The sequence below is a fragment of the Chryseobacterium taichungense genome (assembly GCF_900109935.1).
GTDB classification, from domain to species: Bacteria; Bacteroidota; Bacteroidia; order Flavobacteriales; family Weeksellaceae; genus Chryseobacterium; species Chryseobacterium taichungense.
This window is the reverse complement of the sequence record NZ_FOBV01000004.1, coordinates 350,150-373,191: the sequence shown is the minus strand read 5'-3', so window position 1 is coordinate 373,191 and position 23,042 is coordinate 350,150. Positions and strand designations below refer to the sequence as shown.

Annotated in this window: 23 protein-coding genes; 11 read left to right on the top strand and 12 right to left on the bottom strand. The window is 36.1% G+C overall.

Annotation, left to right across the window (positions count from 1 at the left end):
- Positions 1-37: 37 nt before the first annotated feature.
- From BMW64_RS11045 to BMW64_RS11035, 3 genes are all read right to left on the bottom strand, one after another.
- Positions 38-676: a hypothetical protein gene (locus tag BMW64_RS11045; RefSeq protein WP_090000017.1), complete on the bottom strand. Its 639-nt coding sequence runs from the start codon at positions 674-676 to the stop codon at positions 38-40.
- Positions 677-745: 69 nt separating this feature from the next.
- Entirely contained in the window at positions 746-1,432 is a 687-nt protein-coding gene (locus BMW64_RS11040) for a response regulator transcription factor (RefSeq protein WP_027380477.1), read from the bottom strand.
- Between the two features lie 91 nt (positions 1,433-1,523).
- The gene (locus BMW64_RS11035) at positions 1,524-3,071 is read right to left on the bottom strand and encodes a sensor histidine kinase (protein WP_090000016.1); all 1,548 of its coding nucleotides are present in this window, start codon (positions 3,069-3,071) and stop codon (positions 1,524-1,526) included.
- Between the two features lie 194 nt (positions 3,072-3,265).
- On the opposite strand from BMW64_RS11035, the gene BMW64_RS11030 reads away from it, so the two are divergent.
- A complete protein-coding gene (locus tag BMW64_RS11030; RefSeq protein WP_090000015.1) occupies positions 3,266-3,751 on the top strand; it encodes an SRPBCC family protein in 486 nt (161 codons plus the stop codon).
- Positions 3,752-3,907: 156 nt separating this feature from the next.
- On the opposite strand, the gene BMW64_RS11025 is transcribed toward BMW64_RS11030, so the two are convergent.
- The 4 genes from BMW64_RS11025 to BMW64_RS11010 form a co-directional block, all read right to left on the bottom strand.
- Positions 3,908-4,249: a hypothetical protein gene (locus tag BMW64_RS11025; RefSeq protein ID WP_090000014.1), complete on the bottom strand. Its 342-nt coding sequence runs from the start codon at positions 4,247-4,249 to the stop codon at positions 3,908-3,910.
- 59 nt (positions 4,250-4,308) lie between these two features.
- On the bottom strand, positions 4,309-6,351 hold the full coding sequence (locus BMW64_RS11020; RefSeq protein ID WP_090000013.1) for a S9 family peptidase: 2,043 nt from the start codon (positions 6,349-6,351) through the stop codon (positions 4,309-4,311).
- A gap of 89 nt (positions 6,352-6,440) precedes the next feature.
- Positions 6,441-7,181 (bottom strand): uroporphyrinogen-III synthase, encoded by a 741-nt coding sequence (locus BMW64_RS11015; protein ID WP_090000012.1) that lies wholly within the window; start codon positions 7,179-7,181, stop codon positions 6,441-6,443.
- A 12-nt stretch (positions 7,182-7,193) separates the two neighbouring features.
- Positions 7,194-7,862, bottom strand: a complete 669-nt coding sequence (locus BMW64_RS11010; RefSeq protein WP_090000011.1) for a DUF4271 domain-containing protein — start codon at positions 7,860-7,862, stop codon at positions 7,194-7,196.
- A 76-nt stretch (positions 7,863-7,938) separates the two neighbouring features.
- On the opposite strand from BMW64_RS11010, the gene BMW64_RS11005 reads away from it, so the two are divergent.
- The 4 genes from BMW64_RS11005 to BMW64_RS10990 all read left to right on the top strand — a co-directional run bounded on the left by BMW64_RS11005 (position 7,939) and on the right by BMW64_RS10990 (position 11,419).
- Positions 7,939-8,655: a polyprenol monophosphomannose synthase gene (locus BMW64_RS11005; protein ID WP_090000010.1), complete on the top strand. Its 717-nt coding sequence runs from the start codon at positions 7,939-7,941 to the stop codon at positions 8,653-8,655.
- Positions 8,652-9,029, top strand: coding sequence for a DUF4296 domain-containing protein (locus tag BMW64_RS11000; RefSeq protein WP_090000133.1), 378 nt, complete (start codon positions 8,652-8,654; stop codon positions 9,027-9,029). The genes BMW64_RS11005 and BMW64_RS11000 overlap by 4 nt, the downstream gene beginning before the upstream one ends.
- Before the next feature lie 6 nt (positions 9,030-9,035).
- Complete coding sequence (tgt, locus tag BMW64_RS10995) at positions 9,036-10,169, top strand: tRNA guanosine(34) transglycosylase Tgt (protein ID WP_090000009.1); 1,134 nt, start codon at positions 9,036-9,038, stop codon at positions 10,167-10,169.
- Positions 10,170-10,309: 140 nt separating this feature from the next.
- Positions 10,310-11,419: an LptF/LptG family permease gene (locus tag BMW64_RS10990; protein WP_090000132.1), complete on the top strand. Its 1,110-nt coding sequence runs from the start codon at positions 10,310-10,312 to the stop codon at positions 11,417-11,419.
- Here the strand turns inward: BMW64_RS10990 and BMW64_RS10985 are convergent.
- A complete protein-coding gene (locus tag BMW64_RS10985; protein ID WP_090000008.1) occupies positions 11,413-12,129 on the bottom strand; it encodes a biotin--[acetyl-CoA-carboxylase] ligase in 717 nt (238 codons plus the stop codon). The genes BMW64_RS10990 and BMW64_RS10985 overlap by 7 nt on opposite strands.
- 86 nt (positions 12,130-12,215) lie before the next feature.
- On the opposite strand from BMW64_RS10985, the gene rsfS reads away from it, so the two are divergent.
- From rsfS to BMW64_RS10955, 6 genes are all read left to right on the top strand, one after another.
- A complete protein-coding gene (gene rsfS / locus BMW64_RS10980) occupies positions 12,216-12,584 on the top strand; it encodes a ribosome silencing factor (RefSeq protein WP_029298073.1) in 369 nt (122 codons plus the stop codon).
- 15 nt (positions 12,585-12,599) lie between these two features.
- Positions 12,600-14,612, top strand: coding sequence for an ATP-dependent zinc metalloprotease FtsH (gene ftsH, locus BMW64_RS10975; protein WP_090000007.1), 2,013 nt, complete (start codon positions 12,600-12,602; stop codon positions 14,610-14,612).
- Positions 14,613-14,746: 134 nt separating this feature from the next.
- Positions 14,747-15,328, top strand: coding sequence for an LUD domain-containing protein (locus BMW64_RS10970; RefSeq protein ID WP_177175271.1), 582 nt, complete (start codon positions 14,747-14,749; stop codon positions 15,326-15,328).
- Between the two features lie 25 nt (positions 15,329-15,353).
- Entirely contained in the window at positions 15,354-16,226 is an 873-nt protein-coding gene (locus BMW64_RS10965) for a phosphatidate cytidylyltransferase (RefSeq protein ID WP_090000005.1), read from the top strand.
- Between the two features lie 4 nt (positions 16,227-16,230).
- Positions 16,231-16,884, top strand: coding sequence for a phosphatidylserine decarboxylase family protein (locus BMW64_RS10960; RefSeq protein ID WP_090000004.1), 654 nt, complete (start codon positions 16,231-16,233; stop codon positions 16,882-16,884).
- Positions 16,885-17,067: 183 nt separating this feature from the next.
- Positions 17,068-18,396, top strand: a complete 1,329-nt coding sequence (locus BMW64_RS10955) for a peptide-N-glycosidase F-related protein (protein ID WP_090000003.1) — start codon at positions 17,068-17,070, stop codon at positions 18,394-18,396.
- A gap of 227 nt (positions 18,397-18,623) precedes the next feature.
- Here the strand turns inward: BMW64_RS10955 and BMW64_RS10950 are convergent, their stop codons facing one another.
- From BMW64_RS10950 to BMW64_RS10935, 4 genes are all read right to left on the bottom strand, one after another.
- Positions 18,624-19,379, bottom strand: coding sequence for a GLPGLI family protein (locus BMW64_RS10950; RefSeq protein WP_090000002.1), 756 nt, complete (start codon positions 19,377-19,379; stop codon positions 18,624-18,626).
- 61 nt (positions 19,380-19,440) lie between these two features.
- A complete protein-coding gene (locus BMW64_RS10945; protein WP_090000001.1) occupies positions 19,441-19,674 on the bottom strand; it encodes a hypothetical protein in 234 nt (77 codons plus the stop codon).
- 400 nt (positions 19,675-20,074) lie between these two features.
- Positions 20,075-21,913 carry an ABC transporter ATP-binding protein gene (locus BMW64_RS10940; RefSeq protein ID WP_090000000.1) on the bottom strand — a complete coding sequence of 613 codons (1,839 nt, stop codon included), beginning with the start codon at positions 21,911-21,913 and terminating at the stop codon, positions 20,075-20,077.
- Between the two features lie 159 nt (positions 21,914-22,072).
- The gene (locus tag BMW64_RS10935; RefSeq protein WP_089999999.1) at positions 22,073-22,993 is read right to left on the bottom strand and encodes a M28 family peptidase; all 921 of its coding nucleotides are present in this window, start codon (positions 22,991-22,993) and stop codon (positions 22,073-22,075) included.
- Between the last annotated feature and the right edge of the window lie 49 nt (positions 22,994-23,042).

Below are 23,042 nucleotides of genomic sequence, written 5' to 3'. Positions count from 1 at the left end.
GATCTGAGCCAGTTTCACTACCACAAAAGTACGAAAATTATGGTAAAGGTTCGCCAACTTTTACGCCGCAATTATGCCAAGGCTCACCATGGGCCGGATTTAAGGCGGGTTTAGGACCTGTCGGCGCTGGTGTTGGATTCGGGGCCGGCGTGTTTTGGGCAATAACTTGTGTTGGCTGTGCTGTAGGAGCAGGTTTGCTGTTCAGTGGCTGCCCTACCGGAATATCACATCGGTGGCCTGGCTCTCCGTGTGGAGGGTTCATACCCTTAGGTGTTTTGATATTCTTTGATTTTCCATTATTGTCTACAGTGAATTTCCCAGGCTGTAAAGCGTTGGGATCGATCTGTATCGTCTGGGTATTGTTCTGTGCTGGAGCTGAATTTTGTGACACAGGAGCAGGCTTGCTGTTCAAAGGCTGCCCCACAGGAATATCACATCGGTGTCCCGGTTGGCCGTGAGGCGGGTTCATTCCCGGAGGAGTAACTGTTGCAGTCGGTGTATTCTGTGCTGTCTGAATTCCTGCCTGATCCAAAAGCGACGGTTTTGGGGTTTGATTTACCGCAAGCGACGGTGGCTGAACGCCCGCTTCTTCTTTTAAATAGGTTGCTCTCTCATCTTTTTTACATGAAATCGTCAGTATGGAAATAGTGATTAAGCCAAAAATTGTATTCTTCATATAAAACAAAATTAGCAAAACATTTTGAATTGCTTTGCTAATTTTATAGTTGATAAGGATATTTTGTATTTAATTTTTAACTAAAAGTCTGAATCCTTCCCCGTGAACATTGATAATCTCCAGGCCTTCGTCATCTTTAAGTAATTTACGAAGCTTTGCGATATATACGTCCATACTTCTTGCGGTGAAGTAATTTTCTTTTTTCCAGATTTTTCTCAAGGCAAGATCTCTCGGCATAAAGTCGTTTCTGTGGATGCAAAGAAGTTTCAGCAGCTCGTTTTCTTTAGGTGAAAGTTTGTATTCGTTGTCACCGACTCTTAATTGTCTCAACATAGAATCAAAGAAAATATTGCTGATTTTAAACTGTTCCTGCTCTTCATTTTCCAGGGTAGAACTTCTCTGGAGAATGGCTTTTATTTTGTATAAAAGAAGCTCAGTATCAAAAGGTTTTGTAATATAATCATCGGCACCCAGCTGATAACCCTTCAGAATGTCTTCCCTCATATTTCTGGCTGTCAGGAAAATAATGGGTGTGTTTTTATCAATTTTTTTTACGTCTTCAGCTAATGAAAATCCGTCTTTCTTTGGCATCATCACATCAAAAATACAGATATCGAATTCGTTTTCTGTAAATTCTTTTAATCCCTGCTCTCCATCAGTGGCAAGAGTAACCTCAAAATTATTTATCGTTAAATAATCTTTTAATACCGCCCCGAAACTCTGATCGTCTTCTACTAATAATATTCTGTTGCTCATAATTTTAATAATTTAGAATTAAAATTTTAATAATAAGAATGAACATATCACTCTTTTCTTCCTATATTTTGTTATTTGGTTTGATTTTCATTCAGCTCATTGGCAGTTTGATCGTAAATGTACTTCCTTTTCCTTTATGGGAGTCCACTATAATCTGGCCTTTATGAAGCTCTACAATTTTTTTCACATAAGAAAGTCCTAGTCCCTGGCCTTTCACATTATGAATATTCCCGGTTTCTTCTCTGAAGAATTTTTCGAAAATTTTCGTTTTATTCTGGGTTTCCATTCCCATTCCTTTATCAGAGACTTCAATGACATACCAATGTCCTTCGTTTCTTGTTTTAATCGTGATTTCAGGTGCTTCCGGTGAATACTTATTGGCGTTATCCAAAAGATTCACCAGCATATTGGAAATGTGAAATTCATCGATCTTAAAATTATATTCAGTAGCATTGAATTCCTGGGTGAGAGATCCGTTTCTTTGCTGCACAATCAGATTAAAGGATTCTGTTGTTTTTTTAATTAGCTCTCTGACATTTGCCTCCTTTAAAAATAATTTTACTTCATTTCGCTCCAGCTTCGACATGTTCAGCACATTTTCTACCTGTTTTTTCATTCTCAGGTTTTCCTGTTTTATCAGTTCTGAATAATATTTTACCTTATCAGGATTTGTCGCGATCTTATCATTTGCCAAAGAATCTGTAGCAACGGAAATCGTTGCTAGTGGAGTTTTAAATTCATGAGACATATTGTTGATAAAGTCGGTTTTCACTTCAGCAAGCTTTTTCTGCCTCATCATATAATTGATGGAAATGATATAAATTCCGAGAATGGTGAGCAGAGAAAGAAATGTTCCCAACAGCATCGGCCAATTATTCATGGCCAGGGAATATTCTTTTTTAGGAAAAACCAACGCCAGCGTATATAATGTTCTTTCCTTTGAATCCGTAAAAAGAGGATAGCTATAGGTATTGTTGTCCTTTTTTTCTTTGAACAATTGATTAACAACACTCGTAAGTTTGTTGTTTTTATCGGTGATTCCATAGCCGAAAGTTGCTGATATTCCTCTTATTCTCAGTTCTTTGGTGATCACAGAATCGAGGACTTTTTCATCGACTCTGCGGGTAATGGGAAGATTGTTTCCATTAACTTTAACGAACTCCTTCATCGCATAATCGCCATTTTCAATGTCTTTATTGATTTCCGACGTAAGCAGCTCCCGGTTGGTGGTGTCTCGTTTTATTTTGTAGGTAGCTTCATCGGAATATAAAGTAGTAAGGTTCAGCGAATCTCCTTTTGGGGAAATCGGAAGCTGATTTTTCTCGATAATACTTTTCGAATAAACGATTTGCCGCTGCGTCCCGGAATCTTCTACCTGCTGGATGGTGGTTAAAGAAGGTTGATTGCCGTTTGCAAGAATGGTATTTCTGAAATCTTTATTCTCAACATTGAGGTATTTGTCAACTTCAGCCTCACCAATGATCTTTGAAGTATTTTCCAGCGCCGAATATACTTTCGAAGAGAAATCCTGATCCAATGCACTATAATAACGTTTCAGCCAATAAAATTGGAGTGTGACGAATACAATCAGTGAGATCGTCATAAACACCGATATTATTGGGATGAATTTATTATTCATATTTTCTTTTTTAAAAAATAGAATGTTAAAATTAAATATTTTATGACTTCATAAACAAAAAACGCGCCAAAAAATTGTATAATTTTTCTTAAAAATCCGCTTTTTAACATTTATTTATAAATTATAAAATGCTTGGCATAAGATTATCGTGATGTAAAATAAAAAAAAGTAAATTTGGGTAAACAACAATTAATATGAAATCTGATATCATTTTTAATAAAGATTTGGATGCAGCCAGTGTATATGTGATGAAAATTTACAATACTGATGTTTCCAAAGTATGGGACTATTTTACAAAATCTGAATTGCTGGATCAGTGGTGGGCACCAAAGCCCTGGAAATGCGAAACGGTATCTCAGGAATTTAAGAGCGGAGGAGTATGGCTATATTCAATGGTAAGCCCAGAAGGTGAAAAACATTATGCCCAGGTGAAATATGGTGAAATAATGGAACATCGAAGTTTTGACGGCACAGATACTTTCTGTGATGACAAAGGAAACAGTAATCCTGATTTTCCTGAAGCTCAGTGGCTTTTTGGCTTTACAGGAGTTGAAGAAGGTACAAAAGTTACCGTAAATATCCATTTTGCATCTGAACCCGCCATGAATCAATTGTTAGAAATGGGTTTTGAAGAAGGTTTTAAAACGGGATTAAATCAATTGGAAGAAATTCTGAATTAATTTTTTCTAAATATGAGCATAATAGTTTATCAATAAAAGGCAGGCTTTAGCTCGTCTTCAATAAAGGTAGATCAATTGGCTTTAGCCGAATCACATAAAAAATGGAAAGTAAAGTTACCTTCCATTTTTATTTTATACTCAAACTTAATTTTATATTCAAATTAATTCCTCTTCCTGGAAATATTGAATAATAGCTTTTTTCATTAAAAGTTGCTGTTCATTCGGTTTAAGTTCAGGAAGATCTTCCAGTTTTTCAAAATGCGGATATCCGTCTTCATCGTAATGCGAAAATTTATAATATCCGAAAGGTTCCAATAATCTGCAAACTGCAATATGAATCAAATTAACCTTGTCGTCTTTCGTATATTTCTGCTGACCGCTTCCCAGCTCCTGAAGACCAATTAAAAACAGATATGTTTCTATAGGTGCATCTTTTTCAGTGTCAAAATTTTCAATAAAAAATTGTTGTATTTTCTGCCAGTATTCTGCTTCATTCATAAATTATAATTCGTTTTTATCGTTTTCTTCAATAAGATCAGCGTCTTATGAAAAATCATTTATCTTTTATCGATCATCAGAAGAAATGCATATTCCAGCGCATCTTCTTTAAGTGATTCAAATCTTCCGCTTGCTCCGCCATGTCCTGCACTCATATCTGTTTTGAAAATAAGGATATTATCATCGGTTTTCAATTCTCTCAACTTTGCTGTCCATTTTGCAGGTTCCCAATACTGAACCTGGGAGTCGTGTAATCCTGTTGTAATCAGTATATTGGGATAATTCTTTTCTTCTACATTGTCATACGGTGAATATTCTTTCATGTAATGGTAATATTCTTTGTCATTCGGATTTCCCCATTCGTCGTATTCTCCTGTGGTTAAAGGAATAGTCTCATCCAGCATCGTTGTCACAACATCCACAAAAGGAACCTGTGCTACAATGCCATTAAATAAATTCGGCTCATAATTCATCACGGCACCTACCAGCAATCCACCCGCGCTTCCGCCCATCGCGTACAAATGTTTTGAAGAGGTATAATTCTCTTTAATCAAAAACTTTCCGGCATCAATAAAGTCGAAAAACGTATTTTTCTTAAACAGCATTTTCCCGTCTTCGTACCATTCTCTTCCTAAATATTCACCACCCCTGATATGGGCAATAGCATAAATAAAGCCCCTGTCAAGAATCGATAATCTTACATTTGAAAAGCTTGCATCCACGGTATGTCCATAACTTCCGTATCCGTACAAAAGTAATGGGGTATCTGAAGATTTTTTTGTGTCTTTATGATAAACTAAAGAAATGGGAATTTTGGTTTCTCCATCTCTCGAATCGGCCCAGATTCTTTCGGAAATATAATTTTCAGCAAAGAATTTTCCACCCAAAACTTCCTGCTGTTTTAAAAGTCTGGTGGTTTTTTCCTTCATATTATATTCGTATGTTGAACTTGGCTGTGTCAAAGAAGTATAACCGTACCGCAGCACTTCCGTATCAAATTCAAGATTTACCCCGATATAAGCAGTATAAGTTGGATCTGAAAACGGCAGATAATGCGATTCCTGCGTTTTTTCATCAATAATTTTAATCTGCAGAAGACCTTCTTCTCTTTCTTCGAGAACCAGATAGTTTTTAAATATTTCAAAACCTTCCAACAGAACTTCCGGACGGTGAGGGATAACATCTACCCAGTTTTCCATGCCGCAGTTATTGATCTTTGTTTTTACGATTTTAAAGTTGAAGGCATCGTCAGCGTTGGTGATGATGTAAAATTCGTCTTCATAATGTTCTACTGAATATTCCAGGTCATCCATTCTTGGCTGAATGATCGTCCAGTCTGCAAAAACATTATCAGAAGGAATAAACCGGTGCTCATCCGAAATCGTGCTGGAGCTTGCGATGAAAATATATTCTAAAGATTTTGTTTTGAAAACATTCACATCAAAAGTATCATCCTTTTCATGGAAAATTAAAACATCTTCCGAAGGATCAGTTCCGAGCTTATGTCTGAACACCTGAAAAGCTCTTAAGCTTTCATCTTTTCTAATATAGAAAACATGTTCGTTATCATTTGCCCAGACTGCTTTTCCGGTAGTATTTTCTATTTTATCAGGAAGAATTTCTCCAGTTTTAAGATTTTTAAAATTGATGCTGTAAATTCTTCGGCTCACGTTATCAGTAGAAAAAGAAGCCAGCTCATTATTTGGAGCCACCGCGACGCTTCCGACTTCAAAATAATCCTGCCCTTCCGCCAGAATATTGACATCAAGAATGATTTCTTCTTCATTCTCTAAGCTTTGATTCTTTCTGCAGAAAATAGGATATTCTTTTCCTTCTTCATAACGTACGATGTACCAATATCCGTTGAAGAAATACGGCAATGATTCGTCGTCCTTTTTATAACGGGCTTTCATTTCTTCAAAAAGTTCTTCCTGGAGCTGTTCCGTATCTTTCATGATGAAATCTGCGTAAGCGTTTTCTTCTTCAAGATATTTTATAACCTCCGGATTTTCCCTTTCGTTGAGCCAGAAATAATTGTCAATTCTTTTATCACCGTGTGTTTCAAGTATTTTTTCTATTTTTTTTGCCTTTGGAGCTTCCATTCAATATTAATTCTTGTTCAAATTTAGTTAAAAAAAAACCATCTTTCCTTTATGAAAAGACGGTTGCTTTATATTTTTATCCTTAAAGCTTACTTATGAAGTGCTTTAATATACTTTTCAAGTGCCATTGTCATAGACGGAGTTTCCTTTGTAGGCGCCATAAGATCTACCTTTAATCCGGCTTCTTCCGCGGCTGCCAGCGTAGTTGTTCCGAAAACACCGATTTTTGTCTCTTCCTGTTTAAAGTCTGGGAAATTCTGCTGTAAAGATTTTATTCCCTGTGGACTGAAGAATATCAGCATGTCATAATCTTTCACATTAATATCTGTAAGATCGCTGCATACCGTTCTGTACATAATGGCTCTTTTCCAGTCTACATTAGAAGCCTCCATTGTTTTCACAATATCCGGACTTAAAACGTCTGATGAAGGCAACAGATATTTTTCTGTCGGGAATTTTTTGAATAAAGGAAGAAGGTCAGAGAAGTTCTTTTCCCCGAAGCTGATCTTTCTTTTTCTGTAAACAATATGTTTCTGAAGATAATTGGCGATCGCTTCCGACTGGCAGATGTATCTCATCGTGTCAGGAACCGCAAAACGCAGCTCTTCGGCTAATCTGAAGTAATGATCAATCGCATTCTTACTCGTGAAAATAATTCCGGTATATTGCGTAAGATCGATCTTCTGTGTTCTCAGTTCTTTATTGTCAACTCCTTCGACGTGGATAAAAGGGCGGAAATCTATTTTTATCTTTTCCTTCTTTGCAATATCCAGGTACGGAGACGACTCACTTGGCGCTGGTTGAGAAACCAATATAGACTTTATTCTCATCACTGACAGTTATTAAAAAAATAATAATTTCCAAAGCAACAAAAGAGGTGCAATTTGGAGGGTGCAAATATACAAAAATTTATAATACCATTTTTCAGGTAAGATGTTGTTCTTGTGAAATAAATAGAAAAAAAGCTTGAAAATGAACACAAAAGAGAAAAAGAACAGATAATACAAAAACATTTTATTTCTGTCGATCGGGAAATAATAGTGGATGACACATAAAATTATTAACAGAAAAGACAGGATAAAGTAAAATTTTGTAGCAGTAAAATAAAAAGTTGTCCACTTTTTTCCGTCGCCGATACTTTGGAAAAATAAAAATCCCAGACTGGTTCTTATAAGGTAAAAAAGGATAACGGCAATCAGACAAAATCCGAATTTGTTCAGCTGATATCCCAAAACCTGCAGGTCTGCCACAAACTTTGGTACTGTAGGAATATACTGCGAAATCAGAACAGATAAGGTAAGTGCAGTTACACAGGAGGTAATAACCCAACTTGGAAGATTATTGCTGGCATCATAATATTTCTGGATCAGAAAGTCTCTCAGATTTGCTTCCCTCTCAACGATATTCATCATGAAAAGATATAAAAAGATGCAGCCAAGCAATATAAAGATCACCCAATCATTATTCTCAGGTACTCTTACTTGATTTGTAAAATGTTGTGATAACGGCAAACGAGTATTTTTTGCAAAATTATAGATTATTTTGTATAAAATAAAAAGGTTAAATAAACTATCTTTGCAAACTGAAATGAAAAAACTCGTCATTATTCCCACATATAACGAAAAGGAAAATATTGAAAATATTATTTCCGCAGTTTTTGCATTGGAAGATGACTTTCATATCCTGGTTGTGGATGACTCATCTCCGGACGGAACAGCAGAACTGGTAAAGGATCTTCAGGAAAAACATCCGCATTTCCTGCATTTGTCTGTAAGGAGAGTCAAAGACGGTCTGGGAAAAGCCTATATCCATGGATTCAAATGGGCGATCGAAAATAATTACGATTATATTTTTGAAATGGATGCAGATTTTTCACACAACCCAAACGATCTGCCAAAACTTTTTGAAGCCTGCCTGAATGCTGATATGGCTATCGGTTCACGGTATTCAAAAGGAGTAAATGTGGTCAATTGGCCGATGGGAAGAGTACTGCTTTCTTATTTCGCTTCGAAATATGTAAGATTTGTATTAGGACTTCCGATTCATGATACAACAGCGGGTTTTGTCTGCTTTTCGAGAAAAGTGCTTGAAGAAATTGGCTTGGATAATGTAAGATTAAAAGGATACGGATTTCAGATTGAAATGAAATTCAGAGCCTTTAAGAAAGGATTCAGAATTGTGGAAGTACCAATTATTTTTACCAACAGAATCCTGGGAGAAAGCAAAATGAATGGCGGAATCATTCATGAAGCGGTTTTTGGAGTTTTAAATTTAAAATGGAAATCCATCATCAACAGATTATGAAAAAACTGATCTTCATTTTCGTTTTCATGAGCCTTTTTTCCTGTGGGGATTATATTGATAAACCTAAAAATCTGATCCCGGAAGATAAAATGGCTGAAATCATGGCTGACCTCGCGATCAATGATCAGGCGACTATCATGTATCCGAATTCAAATCTGGAGGCAGGGACAAGATATGTTCTTAAAACACACAACGTAAAGTCTGCAGACTATATTGACAGCTTCAAATATTACATTGTAAAAGAGAAAATGAGCGCTATCACTGAAGATGCACAGGAAATATTATTAAAAAAAGATCCGAAAGCGGAGAAATATGTAAAGGATAAAAAAGATAAAACGGAAAATCTTCAGAATGCTCCCGTTTTATCGAGATAATTTAAGATGCAAAAATTTTTTAATATAGAAAAAACCTCGGAGGGAAAGGCAAGAGCAGGAGAGCTTACCACAGATCACGGTAAAATTCAGACTCCTATTTTTATGCCTGTAGGAACTGTTGCAAGTGTAAAAACAGTTCACCAAAGAGAATTAAAAGAAGATATAAAAGCCCAGATTATTTTGGGTAATACCTATCACCTATACCTTCGTCCGGGAATGGAAGTAATGCAGGAAGCCGGAGGTTTGCATAAATTTATGAATTGGGATCTTCCTATTTTGACGGATTCAGGAGGTTTTCAGGTGTTTTCACTCGCCAGCAGCAGGAAAATGTCGGAAGAAGGTGCCCGATTCAAATCCCATATCGACGGAAGTTACCACATGTTTTCTCCGGAAAAATCCATGGAAATCCAACGACAGATCGGAGCTGATATTTTTATGGCTTTTGATGAATGTGTGGCTTATCCCTGCGAATACAACCAGGCAAAAACATCGATGGAACTTACACACCGTTGGTTGAAAAGATGTATCGAATGGACAGAAAATAATCCTGAATTATACGGTTATAAACAAAGGCTTTTCCCAATTGTACAGGGATCTACTTTTTCGGATTTAAGGAAAATTTCAGCAGAAGTTATCGCAGAAGCCGCCGCAGAAGGAAACGCGATCGGAGGCCTTTCTGTAGGAGAACCTGAAGAGGAAATGTACAGAATCACCGATGAAGTAACGGATATTTTACCAAAAGAAAAACCAAGGTATCTGATGGGCGTAGGAACTCCGTGGAATATTCTGGAATCTATCGGACTGGGAATTGATATGATGGATTGTGTAATGCCTACACGAAACGCCAGAAACGCCATGCTCTTCACCTGGAAAGGGGTGATGAACATGAAAAATGAAAAGTGGAAAAAAGACTTTTCTCCCCTTGATGAGTTTGGAACAAGTTTCGTCGACAGAGAATATTCAAAAGCTTACGTAAGACATTTATTTGTTTCTAAAGAATATTTGGCGAAACAAATTGCTTCGATTCATAACTTAGCATTTTATTTAGACTTGGTAAAAGTGGCAAGAGAACATATTTTAGCAGGAGATTTCTATCAGTGGAAAAATTCTGTAGTTCCGGTTCTTCGTCAGAGGTTGTAAGATTAAACGCAGAGTTTGGGAGTCCCGAAGGGACGACCTAAAAAAGGATAGGATGTAATCCTATTAGATTTAAAACAATTAACAGAAAATGGGTAATCATTTTCAATTAAATATAAAACGCATTAAAAATTAGGATAATGCTGAAAATTATAGACAGATATATTATTAGAAAATACCTTGGAACGTTCAGTTTCATGCTGATACTCTTGTCTATAGTGGTTTTGGTGATCGACGTTCAGCAGAAGATTCCAAGAATTGAAAATGCAACCGCAATTGATCCGAAGCTAAATGTTACCTACTTTCTGGTGCATTTCTACCCTTTCTGGATTGTTAATCTCGTGATGACATTCCTTTCCATTCTGGTTTTTATTTCAGTGATTTATTTTACTTCCAGAATGGCAAATAATACGGAAATCGTGGCGATTATCAGTAGTGGAGCGAGTTTTCACCGCTTTGCCAGGCCTTATTTGCTGACGTCTCTTTTCATTGCTGTAATATCCTTAGGGATTAACCATTTTATCCTGCCATGGGCCAATATTCAGAAAAACCAGCTGGAAGCTTATACCTATAATGCAGCTAATAAGGAAAAGGTATTGGGAACGGCTCCTGTTTCTGCACAGCTAAGCAAAACAGAATATATTTTTATTAACTCATGGAACAAACGCGAAAAAAGAGGTTCCGGATTTATTTATCAGAAGTTTGATAAAAACAGGAAAATGACCTACGAGCTTAAAGCCTCTGATGTTTCCTGGGATAAAGATAAAAAGCTTTTTGTTCTTAATTCCTACACTGAAAAGACGATCAATAAAGATGATACGGAAAAACTAGCAAACGGTTTTGATCTGAAGAAAAGTTACGGTCATGACCCGGAAGAACTTTTTCCGAATGAACTGTTAGGGCAGAACAAAACAACACCTGAACTCATAAAATTCATCAAAAGAGAAACTGAAAAGGGTAACAGTAATCTTAACGCTCACTTAAATGAGCTTTATCAGAGGACCTCTATGCCTGTTTCCATTGTAATTCTTACCTTTCTGGCACTTTCTCTTTCGTCACAGAAAAAAAGAGGAGGATTGGGGATTAATCTTGCTTTAGGGATTTCACTGGCATTCGTTTTCGTATTCTCCTTTGAAGCGTTAAAAGTGGTATCAGAAAACAAAAGCATGTCGCCGGCATTGGCAATGTGGTTTCCAAATATTGTTTTCTCACCGCTGGCTTTATTCTTATATCTAAAAAGAGCTAATCAGTAAAGGAGCTTTATTTCTTTGTGGTAAAAAGACTTTAAGCCGTCATTTTCGAGGTCAATCCAGATCTCTCCGTTTTTGTCAGCATTTTTTATAATGCCATTTTGTCGCGTTCCATTCAATTCAAAAACAGAAATCTGATCTTTTCGGAATAAATTGTCATTAAAACAATCCAGAATTTCATTCTCTGAAGGAATTTTTCTCAATTTTTCAACAAAAAAATCATGAAGAGAACAGGTGAGGTCATTAAGCTCAAAATACCTTCCGGTCTGTGTTGCAAGAGATCCCGCATTTGATATTTCATTAAATTTCTCCTGAAGAATATTAAGACCCATTCCAATAATGAAATAATTGTTTTGATTAATTTTTTTCTTTTCTATCAGAATTCCGGCGATTTTTTTATTTTTAAGGATAATATCATTCGGCCACTTGATTTTCACCATATTTTCAGTCAAATTGGCAAGGAAATCACTGATTGTAATTGCGGTATAATAATTGAACATGAAATCGGACAGCGAAAAATTTTCCGTCTTTACAGCCAGTGTATAAGCTAAATTTTTTTCAGCAGCTGATAACCATGTATTTCCATACTGACCCCTGCCTCTGGTTTGATTAAATGTATGTAACGCAACAAAATCAGAATTTTCATAAAGTAAAAACTTTGAAATTTCGTCATTAGTAGAAGAACATTCTTTCAGGTAGAATAGTTGACTCATTTAAGAAAACTTTAAGACTTTCGGGGGCTAAAAGTAAGGCTAAAGTGAAAGAAAAACAATAAATTTGCAGATTATAGTATTTTTTAATGAATAAAACAGCAGAAAAACAAGAATTATTAGATAAAATCGTTGAGGCAATTCAGGATGTAAAAGGTGAAGATATCATGATCTTCGATCTTTCAAACATCGAAAACTCTGTCGCTGAAACCTTTGTGATATGCAGCGGAAACTCCAATACACAGGTTGCTGCATTAGCAGGAAGTGTCGAGAAGAAGGTAAGAAACGAATTAAAAGAAAGACCTTGGCACGTAGAAGGAACAGAAAACGCAATGTGGGTGTTAGTAGATTACGTTTCGGTAGTCGTACACATTTTCCAGAAACAGGTACGGGAGTACTACGATATAGAGGAACTCTGGGGTGACGCTGTCATTACCAGAATTGAAAATGAATTTTAATTTTAAAAAGTATAAATGAACAATAAAGGATTTAACTGGTTTTTTCCGATTGCGATCATAGCTCTTTTGTTATTCTTTGTCCCTAATTTTTTAGGAGATAATAGTGCAAAATCTATTGATGAGGATGGTTTCTTTAAAGAAATGCAGGCAGGAAAAATCCAGAGAGTTTTGATAGATAAACAAGCCCAGAAGGCTGATGTGTTTTTAACACAGAATGCTAAAACGGCTACGGTGAAAAAAGACGATAAAGCAAACCCTTTTTCAAATCTGGTAATGGCTCCAAAAGCAGATTATACGCTTAAATACGGAGACCTTAGACTATTCCTGGAAAAATTTGATGCTTTAAAACAACAAAATCCACAAATTACGACCTCGAAAGATTATGCTGAAGGAGAAAGCCCATTGATGAGTATTCTTATTCAGGCTCTGATCTGGATCACGATTTTAGGATTATTTTATTTCCTTCTTTTCAGAAAAATGGGAAGCGGAGGAGGTCCAGGAGGACAAATTTTCTCCATTGGAAAATCCAAAGCCAAGCTTTTTGATGAAAAAGAAAGAATTCAGGTAACATTCAAAGATGTTGCGGGATTGGAGGGTGCAAAAGAAGAGGTTCAGGAAGTTGTTGATTTCCTTAAAAACTCAGAAAAGTATACAAAATTGGGAGGTAAAATTCCTAAGGGAGTTCTTTTAGTAGGGCCTCCGGGAACTGGTAAAACTTTATTGGCTAAAGCGGTAGCGGGTGAAGCTAAAGTGCCTTTTTTCTCATTATCCGGTTCAGATTTCGTAGAAATGTTTGTAGGAGTTGGTGCTTCAAGGGTAAGAGACCTTTTTGCCCAGGCTAAAGCCAAATCTCCTGCCATTATATTTATCGACGAGATTGATGCAATCGGACGCGCAAGAGGGAAAAGTAATTTCTCAGGAGGAAATGACGAAAGAGAAAATACATTAAACCAGCTTCTTACAGAAATGGATGGCTTTGGCACTGATACGAATGTTATCGTAATGGCAGCAACTAACAGAGCAGACATTCTAGATAAAGCATTAATGAGAGCAGGTCGTTTTGACCGTTCAATCTATGTAGATCTTCCGGAATTACATGAAAGAAGACAGATTTTTGACGTGCATTTAAAGAAAATCAAGCTTGATGAAAATGTAGACCGTGAGTTTTTAGCAAAACAAACTCCTGGTTTCAGTGGAGCTGATATTGCCAATGTTTGTAATGAAGCCGCTTTAATTGCAGCACGTAACAATCATGCATCGGTAACGAAACAGGATTTCCTTGATGCGGTAGATCGTATCATTGGCGGTCTTGAAAAGAAAAATAAAGCCATCAAACCTTCTGAAAAGAAAAGAGTAGCTTATCATGAAGCAGGGCATGCAACAATCTCCTGGTTGGTAGAACATGCGTCACCACTGTTGAAAGTGACAATCGTGCCGAGAGGACGTTCTTTAGGGGCAGCCTGGTATCTTCCGGAAGAAAGACAGCTGACAACTACTGAACAAATGCTTGATGAAATGTGCGCCACATTAGGAGGTAGAGCCGCAGAACAGGTAATCTTCAATAATATTTCAACTGGAGCGCTATCTGATCTTGAAAGTGTAACGAAAAGAGCTCAGGCGATGGTTACGATATATGGATTAAGCCCGAATATCGGTAATATTTCTTACTACGACAGCTCAGGCCAGTCAGAATACAACTTCGGAAAACCATATTCTGAAGAAACAGCCAAGAAAATTGATATTGAGATCAAAGGAATTATTGAAACTCAATATGAAAGGGCTGTTCAGATTTTAACGGAGAACAAAGATAAGCTGGATGCGCTTGCCAATAAGCTTTTGGAAAAAGAAGTTATTTTCAGGGAAGACCTGGAAGAAGTTTTCGGAAAAAGAGCATGGGATCCGGAATTAACGGAAAAACCTGTTACCAATACAATTCCGACGGCAAAGGAGCCAAGTGAAGAGATCATCATTAAAGATAAAGAGGAAGAAAGTGAAATTCAGGCACCTGAAAGTCCGACACAGCTTTAAATATTTTTAAAATCAGATAAAGAAAACCTGACAGTCTTTGAATTGTCAGGTTTTTTCATATTTATCGGCATGTTTTTGGAATTCCAAATGATTAATTTTATATTTTTGTATAAAGTGACTAAAAATAAATTAAATTGAGTTTATTCAAGAGGATTGTTAGCAAACTTACCAACCAGCCTGAAGAAGAAGAAAAACCAAGTCTGGAAAAGCTAGGAGATTCGCTTAAAAATGCGGATCTTGACTACAAATTTGCCCAATTGTTTACTCATTCAGGAGGATTTTTCAATTACTGTGCAGATGAAGCTGAGGCTTTACAGACCTTAAATCAGATCATCAAAATAGAAGGTATCAGCAATGTTTTCTGCTGGGACAAAGATCTTCAGAATTTTTTAAATGTCGTAAAAACACCTTATACATCAGAACTGCAGAGTGATAATGATGCAAGTTTTATCACTTGTGAATATCTTATTGCTTACGACGGAAGAATTATGCTTTCCCACAATAATATCCTTCACTATCATTCGTCAAGATTACCGAATAAGATCATCGTTATGGCAAATGTTTCACAGATTGTAAACAATCTGAATGATGCTATGGGGAAGATCAAAAGAAACGGAAATATAAAAAATCTTACTTCCATCAGTGGAGCTCAGTCAAAACTGGACCCATCTTCCAATAGCAACACCAAACTATTTTTACTGTTGCTTGAAGACTAAGCGTCAACTTATAAACTTTAAAATCTTGGACAAAAATCTCATTCAAAGAACTCTATCGGGAATTGTTTATGTAGCAGTTATCGTTCTATGTACAACACCGTTGGGGGCGAAGTTGATCAACAGTATTGTGCCCGATCTTGTAAAGCAGGAGTACTTATATTATGGGTTAATCACCCTTCTTCTCGGAGTAGGTTCGTGGGAATGTTTTAAGATCATGAAGTTTGGAAACGGATACGAAAGATGGATCGTTCTCCCGCTGATCATTTTTATTTTTTATATTTTCTCTAAAAGATACTTCCACTTTGATTTCTTTTTCGATTTCAGGATCAGTGAGATTCTTGCCTTACTCTTAATAGTTATTGCTGTAGTTACGCTATTCAAATACCCGAATGAATTGTATTATGACAGTGGGAAACTGATTTTTACCGTTATTTATGTGGCGCTTCCTTTCAGTTTTGCCTTAGGATTACCGAAATTTTCAAGATTTGATGACAGGTTTTCCCTCGAGGTACTTTTTCTTTTCATTCTGATCTGGAGCAGTGATACATTTGCTTATCTTACCGGAAAGTTTTTCGGAAAGCATAAAATGGCACCTAAAATTTCGCCTAAGAAGACTTGGGAGGGTTATATAGGAGGTGTAGTTCTTACCTTGGTTTTATCATATTTTATTGAACGATATCAGCCGGATCTTCGTGGAAATTGGATGGTCGTAGGATTTCTGGTTGCCGCTTTTGCTCCTGTAGGGGATTTGGTGGAAAGTCAGCTGAAAAGAAATTTCGGTGTTAAAGACAGTGGAAACATCATTCCGGGGCATGGCGGAGTATTAGATCGGCTTGACAGTTTTTTAATCTGCGTTCCTGTCGTATATTTGTACTTTATTTTAGAAAAATTTATTTAATCTCATGAAATTACACAGAGAATCGAAAGGAACAATCACCGTTGCATCCTTATTATTCATCATTCTAAGTGCATTGGCCATTTATTTTCTTGAAATGTGGTCACTGGTGATCATTCTGCCTTTGCTGGTCGTTTACAGTCTTGTATTTTGGTTCTTCCGGGTGCCGAATCGTGATATTCTTGAACACAGGGAGAATGTAATTGCTCCGGTTGACGGGAAAGTGGTAATGATCAAAGAAGTGGAAGAAGATGAATTTATCAAAGGAAAAGCGATTCAGGTTTCTATCTTCATGTCACCTTTAAATGTTCATATCTGCAGATATCCGGTATCCGGAAAGGTTATTTACAAAAAATATCATCCCGGAAAATATCTTGTCGCGTGGCATGAGAAATCTTCTACCGAGAACGAAAGGACTACCGTTGCTGTGGAAAGCTTAACAAATCATAAGGTTGTTTTCCGTCAGATTGCAGGATATGTTGCCAGAAGAATTGTTTTCTATTGTAATGAAGGAGATGAAGCGAAAGCAGGACATGAATTCGGCTTTATTAAATTTGGTTCAAGAATGGACGTTTTTCTTCCTCTTGATACAGAAATTATCTGTAAGATCGGTGATATTACAAAAGGGGGACTTGATGTGATCGCGAAAATGAAAGACTAAAATGTTATTAAAATATAGCGGGCCGTTTCTTAAAAGAACGGCCTTTTTTTATTTACACTCAAAAGTTATTGAGAAATCTGTATCAATATTGATATTATTGTCATTATTTTGATACTTATTAGATACTTTGTGGTATGTAATGGTAGTTAAATTTGTATTTTTGATGAATTAACTTTAATCTTCATGAAAAAATCTCTACTTTATTTAATGATCTTTACAGGATTTTGCAAAACTGCGGCCCAAACAACCGTGAATGTATTTTCACAAATAGTTTTCTATGATGGCTATGCAGCAAATGTTTCCGAGCCGGTTCCTGCCAACACGATCAGATTAGCAAATTACAGATATACCAAAAAGCTGAGCGATACCGAACTGAATTCGTTTCAGAATAAGATCCAGATGAATGTAACGATCGGGGCACTTTGCGATAATTACGACAGGATTGGAGGTGTTCACCTGGCATTAGTTCCGAAGGGCCAGGCATCCTATACATTAAATGACACCGGTGTAAAAAGAATAGAAATAGGACGATATATTACCCCCTTCATGAATAAAAATCTGTCTCCTACAGAAGTTCCTTATAGCTACCAGGTAGATAATCTTTATTCGGTTTTCAGCAATACTGCTATTCGCGCAGCATATGATATCTGGATAGAGCTGGATGTTTTCGGGGTGCCGTATGCAGCAAATACACAGGTTAGCGGATGTGCAGGAAGAAATGATGTATTCGCCGGAACACTTAGCTTTGTTACTTATAATGACTCTTCGGTCAACACAACTTATAATAACATTCTTCCGCTTTTAGATTCTAATGAATTAAATAATTACAACAATACAGATCAGGCAGGGCAAACAGTAAGACTGGTTAATTTTAATCTTACACAAAGCGCAACCAACGCTAAATTTTTCATCGTTTCCACTCCACATGGAGCGAATACTAACGGAGAAGAATATGTGAGAAGACAGAATTTTGTATCACTGGATAATAATCAGGTGCTGACTTTCACACCGGGAGGAATTTCTTGTGAGCCTTTTAGGGTTTATAACACCCAGGGAAATGGTATCTACGGAACATCTGTTCATTCTACATCATGGTGGACATCCTGGAATAACTGGTGTCCCGGTAATGCTGTACCTATAAGAAGCTTTACAACTGCTTCTTTATCGGCAGGAAATCACACAATTAAATATGAGGTGCCGAGTGCCGTGTTTTACGGACAGGACGGAAGAATCGTTCTATCAATGTATATGCAAAGCACCAGCCAGCAACTGTCTGTGAAAGATGTTTCAACGGTAGATGTATCTGTTTTCCCTAATCCTACCACAGACTTTGTGAATATCCGTTCAGATAAAAAGACAAGAAGTATTACAGTGTACTCTGCAGAAGGAAGAAAATTGAATGAAGTGAAAGACTCTAAAGTTGATCTTTCAGCCTATCCGGCTGGAGTATACATGCTGTATATTATCCTTGAGGGTGGAATTCAGTTTAAACATAAAATAATAAAGAAATAAAGAACTAATAGAGAGGCTTATCATTGATTATATTCCTCTTATTTTAAGATTGCTGATAAATAGTCCCGACGTCTTCAGGAAAACGTCGGGACCTTTTGTATAAAACGTCGAAACGTTTTTGGTAAAATGTCGAGACGTTTTTAATGCAATAAAAAAGAGATGGTCATTTATATTGCCTATTTTTCACCTTATATCTCTGTTTGGCAATTGTAATCCGACTGTATCTCCTATTTTAATTCTATAGGGTTGTAAGTGTCTATCTTCTTTATTTTGCCTTTGTGAACAGGATTAGCGAGCAGGCTATTGTGATAATCTATTTTTTTTTCGTAATATTTTTCTCTGTCGATATCAATAAACTTTGAATTATAATAGACATTGTTTTCTGTTTTTTTAAAACTCAGCAATACGAAATGGAAATATTTTTTATTATCATACAATTCTAAGATTAAACCGGGTAATTTTGAAAATTTGTACGGGCCATCCTGAAATGGAATTTCATCGGTAAACCAGGCAGTATATTGTCGTCCTCTAAATTTTAAAAAAGCTTTTGTTGCATTATATCCAGACAATTTCTTGTTTTCATTGGTTATTTGCCAATCAAAATCGTTAAAAGTATCATTATATCCAATATTAGAAGTTCCTATTCTGTCCGTAAAAATAATTTTATTTTCGTCGTATTTTTTATAGATTGAAATCGTTGATTTCGGAATTTTTATTTTATTTAAATCGATGTAAGAAATATCTCCAGTAATTATTTTCTGTTGAGTCATTGAATCAATAGACTTTTTATACAGGTTTTGGTAAAGGGACTCATCATTATTAATATATAAAGCCATTTTCTGCTCTATACTATCCGCCTTAAGGGAATCGGGAATTGAGATAAAATTATATATTGCTTCGTATTTGAATTTTTGTAATTGTAAAGCTTGTGCCTTTACCAGAGCTACAAAAAAAATTAAAAGTAAATTGATGTAATGTTTCATGTTTCTTTTTATATCAACCTACCTCAGTGAGGTAGGTTGTAAATTTAATTACTTCTTAAATTCAAACGCCTAATTCTCTATCAATAAGCATTCTTATTACTTCATCTCTAGCCTCGCTTTGCGAATTTGCATAAACATTAAAAACTTCACCATCACTCGTCATAAATGTGTACCATTGACAATGCATTTTTATAAAAGTCAGTTTTTTTGAACTTTCTAAATTATAAGTTTGTTTGGTTTCTTTTGCTAAAGCTGTTACAGAAACTAAGGTTAAGATAAAAAAAATTTTTTTCATGATTTAATATATTTTTATTATCCTAATATTTATAAATATTGTCACTATCAATATTTATTTTCTTCACAAGAAGGGGCGAGATTAGGATCTTTCTAGCCTGTCTCAGGTTTATTCTACTTTGGCTAATCTTTTTATTTTCCTATAATCAATCAAAGTGTTGTTATAGTGATTATCCAAGATTTTTTATAAGACAATCAAAAATATATAATTTATATTAAAACAGCAAATTAATATATTATTTAAATAATTTTATACTTATTTATAAGTTTATTTAATTTTTATTTTGGGTTTTGTTATTATTTAAATAAATTAATTATGTTTTATATTTAATAAAAAAAGCATCTTTTTATTAAAGATGCTTTTATGGTATATGATTATGGGTTAAATGAAATAATTAATGTTAATCAAAATTTTGAAGCTCCACTAGTTTATGGTAAACACCTCGTTTGGCAATAAGTTCGTGATGTGTTCCCTGTTCCATAATATTTCCTTTCTCCATTACGACAATCCAGTCGGCCTTCTGAATGGTTGAAAGACGGTGAGCGATAACCAGTGAAGTTCTGTTTTCCATCATTTTTTCAAGGGCATCCTGCACAAATCTTTCAGATTCTGTATCCAATGCAGATGTTGCTTCATCCAGAATCATGATCGGAGGGTTTTTCAAGACCGCTCTTGCAATAGAAACTCTTTGCTTCTGTCCTCCTGACAGTTTTCCACCATCATCTCCGATATTAGAATCATACCCTTCCGGAAGCTGTGAAATGAATGAATCGGCGTTCGCTATTTTTGCGGCTGCAATTACTTCTTCACGTGTTGCATCAGGTTTACCCATCAGAATGTTATTATACACCGTATCGTTGAATAAAACGGATTCCTGGGTAACCATTCCTAATAGTTTGCGGTATTCTTTTAATTTTAAATTTTTAATGTTTTGTCCGTCGATTAGGATTTCACCTTCGGAAACATCATAAAATCTAGCTAAAAGGTTAGCTATGGTTGTTTTTCCACTTCCACTTTGTCCGACAAGGGCTACTGTTTTTCCTTTTGGAATGCTCAGTGAGAAGTTCTTAAGAATCGTATGGTCTTTATCGTAATAAAAACCAATATTATTAAATTCTATTGAGTTATTAAGGGTTGAAATGCTTACCGGATTCGGAACTTCGTCAATTTTCACATCGGCGTCCAGGATTTCCAGTACTCTTTCCAACGATGCTTCTCCTTTCTGAACATTTGAAATGGATTGAGATAAACTCTTTACCGGAGGCAAAATCTGGAAGAAAATTCCTAAAAACACAAGGAAATCAGCAGGAGAGATACTCTGGTCTACGATAATTTGCTTTCCTCCGTACCAGGCAATAATGAGGAAAGTCACAGAGCCTAAAAACTCGCTCATTGGGGAAGCCAGTTCTTTTTTTCTTCCCAGGCTTATGGAACTGTTGATCCATCGTTGCATCGACTGCATAAAGCGGTTATCCATTATTTTTTCAGCACTGAAGATCTTGATCACTTTCGTGGATTTCAGAGTTTCGTCCACAATAGAGAAAATATTTCCCATTTCGTTCTGTGCTTTATGAGAATCTTTTTTAAGGCTTTTTCCGATCAGGGCGATCATCGTTCCCATTACCGGTAACACCAGAAGCGAGAAAAGTGTCATTTCCGTACTTAAGAAAAACAACGTTATCAACGTACTGATCAGCATGAAAGGCGCATTGATAAGCTCAACAAGGCTTCCCAGGATGTTTCCTTCCACTTCGCCTACATCATTAGACATACGCGACATCAGATCTCCTTTTCTGCTTTCCGTAAAAAATGCTACAGGCAGAGAGAGTATTTTTCTGTACATCGCTCCGCGAAGGTCTTTGGTAACACCCACACGGTAATTGATCAGCAAAAAAGATCCGAGATATCTGAAAAGGTTCCTTAACAGAAACATAAATGCTGTTATTACGCATAGCCACGCCAAAACGGTAAGGGCACCGTATTCTGTTACCAGGCTCTGAACATAATAATTGGCATATTCTTTTGCATAAGAGAAAAAATCCAGGATTTCCCCTGAATATACCGGCGGTGTGCTGTATTTCTTAGCCTCAATTGTTCCGAAAAGCATTCCCAAAACCGGCAGAATGGTCCCTAAGGAAGCAATCTGAAATACAGAATACATCAGATTGAAAAATAAACTTCCGTAGATGTATTTTTGATGAGGTCTTGCGAACTTAAGTATTTTAATGTATTGATTCATTCAATGAAAAAATTGGATAGCAAAATTACACAATTTAAATGATAAGACGTTTTTTATAGCCTTATACTTTATCTAATATGTTTCATTCCCTGAGCTTTTGTTACAAAGTTTAGCTTTCGGAAAATAAAAAACCACCAGTTTCCCGATGGTCGTATCTGATTAAAACTTAACAGTATCGTTGTATTGCGGATTAAAATTAGAAGGTGATAGCTTCTCAAGTGTTTTTCCGAAATTATTAACGATTTGCGTGAGGTTGTCGAAATCTACAATTTTTACATCATCGCTTTCATTGTGATAATGCGTCGCTTTTGTCATATCAACAGTTGAAAAAGAGTGGGCAATGATTTTCTTTTTTACAAAGCTTACATTATCAGAGCGGTAAAACAGTTGTTGAGCCGCATAGGGATCTGGATTGATTTTTAATCCGTTTGCTGCATTCTGGTTGAAAAGCTCATCAAGATCTGAAAACTGATCACCCGTCATAAAGAGAGCATTTTTCCCAAAAGCTGATTCTGTAGCTACCATTTCGAAGTTGAAAAGTGCTGTCATATTATTGTAAATTTTATCCAGGTTTTTATCAGTAGAAATAGCTCTTGATCCGAGCATTCCTTTTTCTTCGCCGTTGAACGCCATGAATACCATCGAAAATTCAGGCTTTTTATTTTTAAAATAATCTGCAATTCCTACAAGTGTTGTGATTCCGCTTGCATCATCATCTGCGCCGTTATAGATATTGTCTTTCGGATTGTTGCTGGTTCCGATGTGATCAAAATGCCCCGAGAATCCTAAAAATTTATCGGCTTTTCCTTTTTTGATACCGCAAACGTTGTATGCTGTTTTTCCTTTGTATTCAAAAGGAACGAGATAAGAATTTCCTGTACAATATTCTAAATTGTTTTCTTTAAAAAGTTTTGCGATGTAATTGGCCGCATTTTCATTTTCTGCGGTTCCGATTTCGCGTCCTTTCATTTCATCTGATGCCAGTGTTGAAAGTACGGTCTGAATTCTTTCTTTCGAAACATCCTGTGCGAAAGTAACAATGGAGAACATCGAAAAGGCAAGGTAGGTAAGTTTTTTCATATGAATACTATTTATTTATGGTGATCTGTCGTTATTTAAACGGAAATGT

What these genes read in the sequence shown, in the direction of transcription:
- BMW64_RS10940 (WP_090000000.1), bottom strand. Translation starts at nt 21,913, where the DNA reads ATGAATCAATACATTAAAATACTTAAGTTCGCAAGACCTCATCAAAAA.
- BMW64_RS11025 (WP_090000014.1), bottom strand. Translation starts at nt 4,249, where the DNA reads ATGAATGAAGCAGAATACTGGCAGAAAATACAACAATTTTTTATTGAA.
- tgt (WP_090000009.1), top strand. Translation starts at nt 9,036, where the DNA reads ATGCAAAAATTTTTTAATATAGAAAAAACCTCGGAGGGAAAGGCAAGA.
- BMW64_RS10950 (WP_090000002.1), bottom strand. Translation starts at nt 19,379, where the DNA reads ATGAAACATTACATCAATTTACTTTTAATTTTTTTTGTAGCTCTGGTA.
- rsfS (WP_029298073.1), top strand. Translation starts at nt 12,216, where the DNA reads ATGAATAAAACAGCAGAAAAACAAGAATTATTAGATAAAATCGTTGAG.
- BMW64_RS10955 (WP_090000003.1), top strand. Translation starts at nt 17,068, where the DNA reads ATGAAAAAATCTCTACTTTATTTAATGATCTTTACAGGATTTTGCAAA.
- BMW64_RS10960 (WP_090000004.1), top strand. Translation starts at nt 16,231, where the DNA reads ATGAAATTACACAGAGAATCGAAAGGAACAATCACCGTTGCATCCTTA.
- BMW64_RS11030 (WP_090000015.1), top strand. Translation starts at nt 3,266, where the DNA reads ATGAAATCTGATATCATTTTTAATAAAGATTTGGATGCAGCCAGTGTA.
- BMW64_RS11005 (WP_090000010.1), top strand. Translation starts at nt 7,939, where the DNA reads ATGAAAAAACTCGTCATTATTCCCACATATAACGAAAAGGAAAATATT.
- ftsH (WP_090000007.1), top strand. Translation starts at nt 12,600, where the DNA reads ATGAACAATAAAGGATTTAACTGGTTTTTTCCGATTGCGATCATAGCT.
- BMW64_RS11000 (WP_090000133.1), top strand. Translation starts at nt 8,652, where the DNA reads ATGAAAAAACTGATCTTCATTTTCGTTTTCATGAGCCTTTTTTCCTGT.
- BMW64_RS10945 (WP_090000001.1), bottom strand. Translation starts at nt 19,674, where the DNA reads ATGAAAAAAATTTTTTTTATCTTAACCTTAGTTTCTGTAACAGCTTTA.
- BMW64_RS11045 (WP_090000017.1), bottom strand. Translation starts at nt 676, where the DNA reads ATGAAGAATACAATTTTTGGCTTAATCACTATTTCCATACTGACGATT.
- BMW64_RS10985 (WP_090000008.1), bottom strand. Translation starts at nt 12,129, where the DNA reads ATGAGTCAACTATTCTACCTGAAAGAATGTTCTTCTACTAATGACGAA.
- BMW64_RS11020 (WP_090000013.1), bottom strand. Translation starts at nt 6,351, where the DNA reads ATGGAAGCTCCAAAGGCAAAAAAAATAGAAAAAATACTTGAAACACAC.
- BMW64_RS11035 (WP_090000016.1), bottom strand. Translation starts at nt 3,071, where the DNA reads ATGAATAATAAATTCATCCCAATAATATCGGTGTTTATGACGATCTCA.
- BMW64_RS11040 (WP_027380477.1), bottom strand. Translation starts at nt 1,432, where the DNA reads ATGAGCAACAGAATATTATTAGTAGAAGACGATCAGAGTTTCGGGGCG.
- BMW64_RS11015 (WP_090000012.1), bottom strand. Translation starts at nt 7,181, where the DNA reads ATGAGAATAAAGTCTATATTGGTTTCTCAACCAGCGCCAAGTGAGTCG.
- BMW64_RS10935 (WP_089999999.1), bottom strand. Translation starts at nt 22,993, where the DNA reads ATGAAAAAACTTACCTACCTTGCCTTTTCGATGTTCTCCATTGTTACT.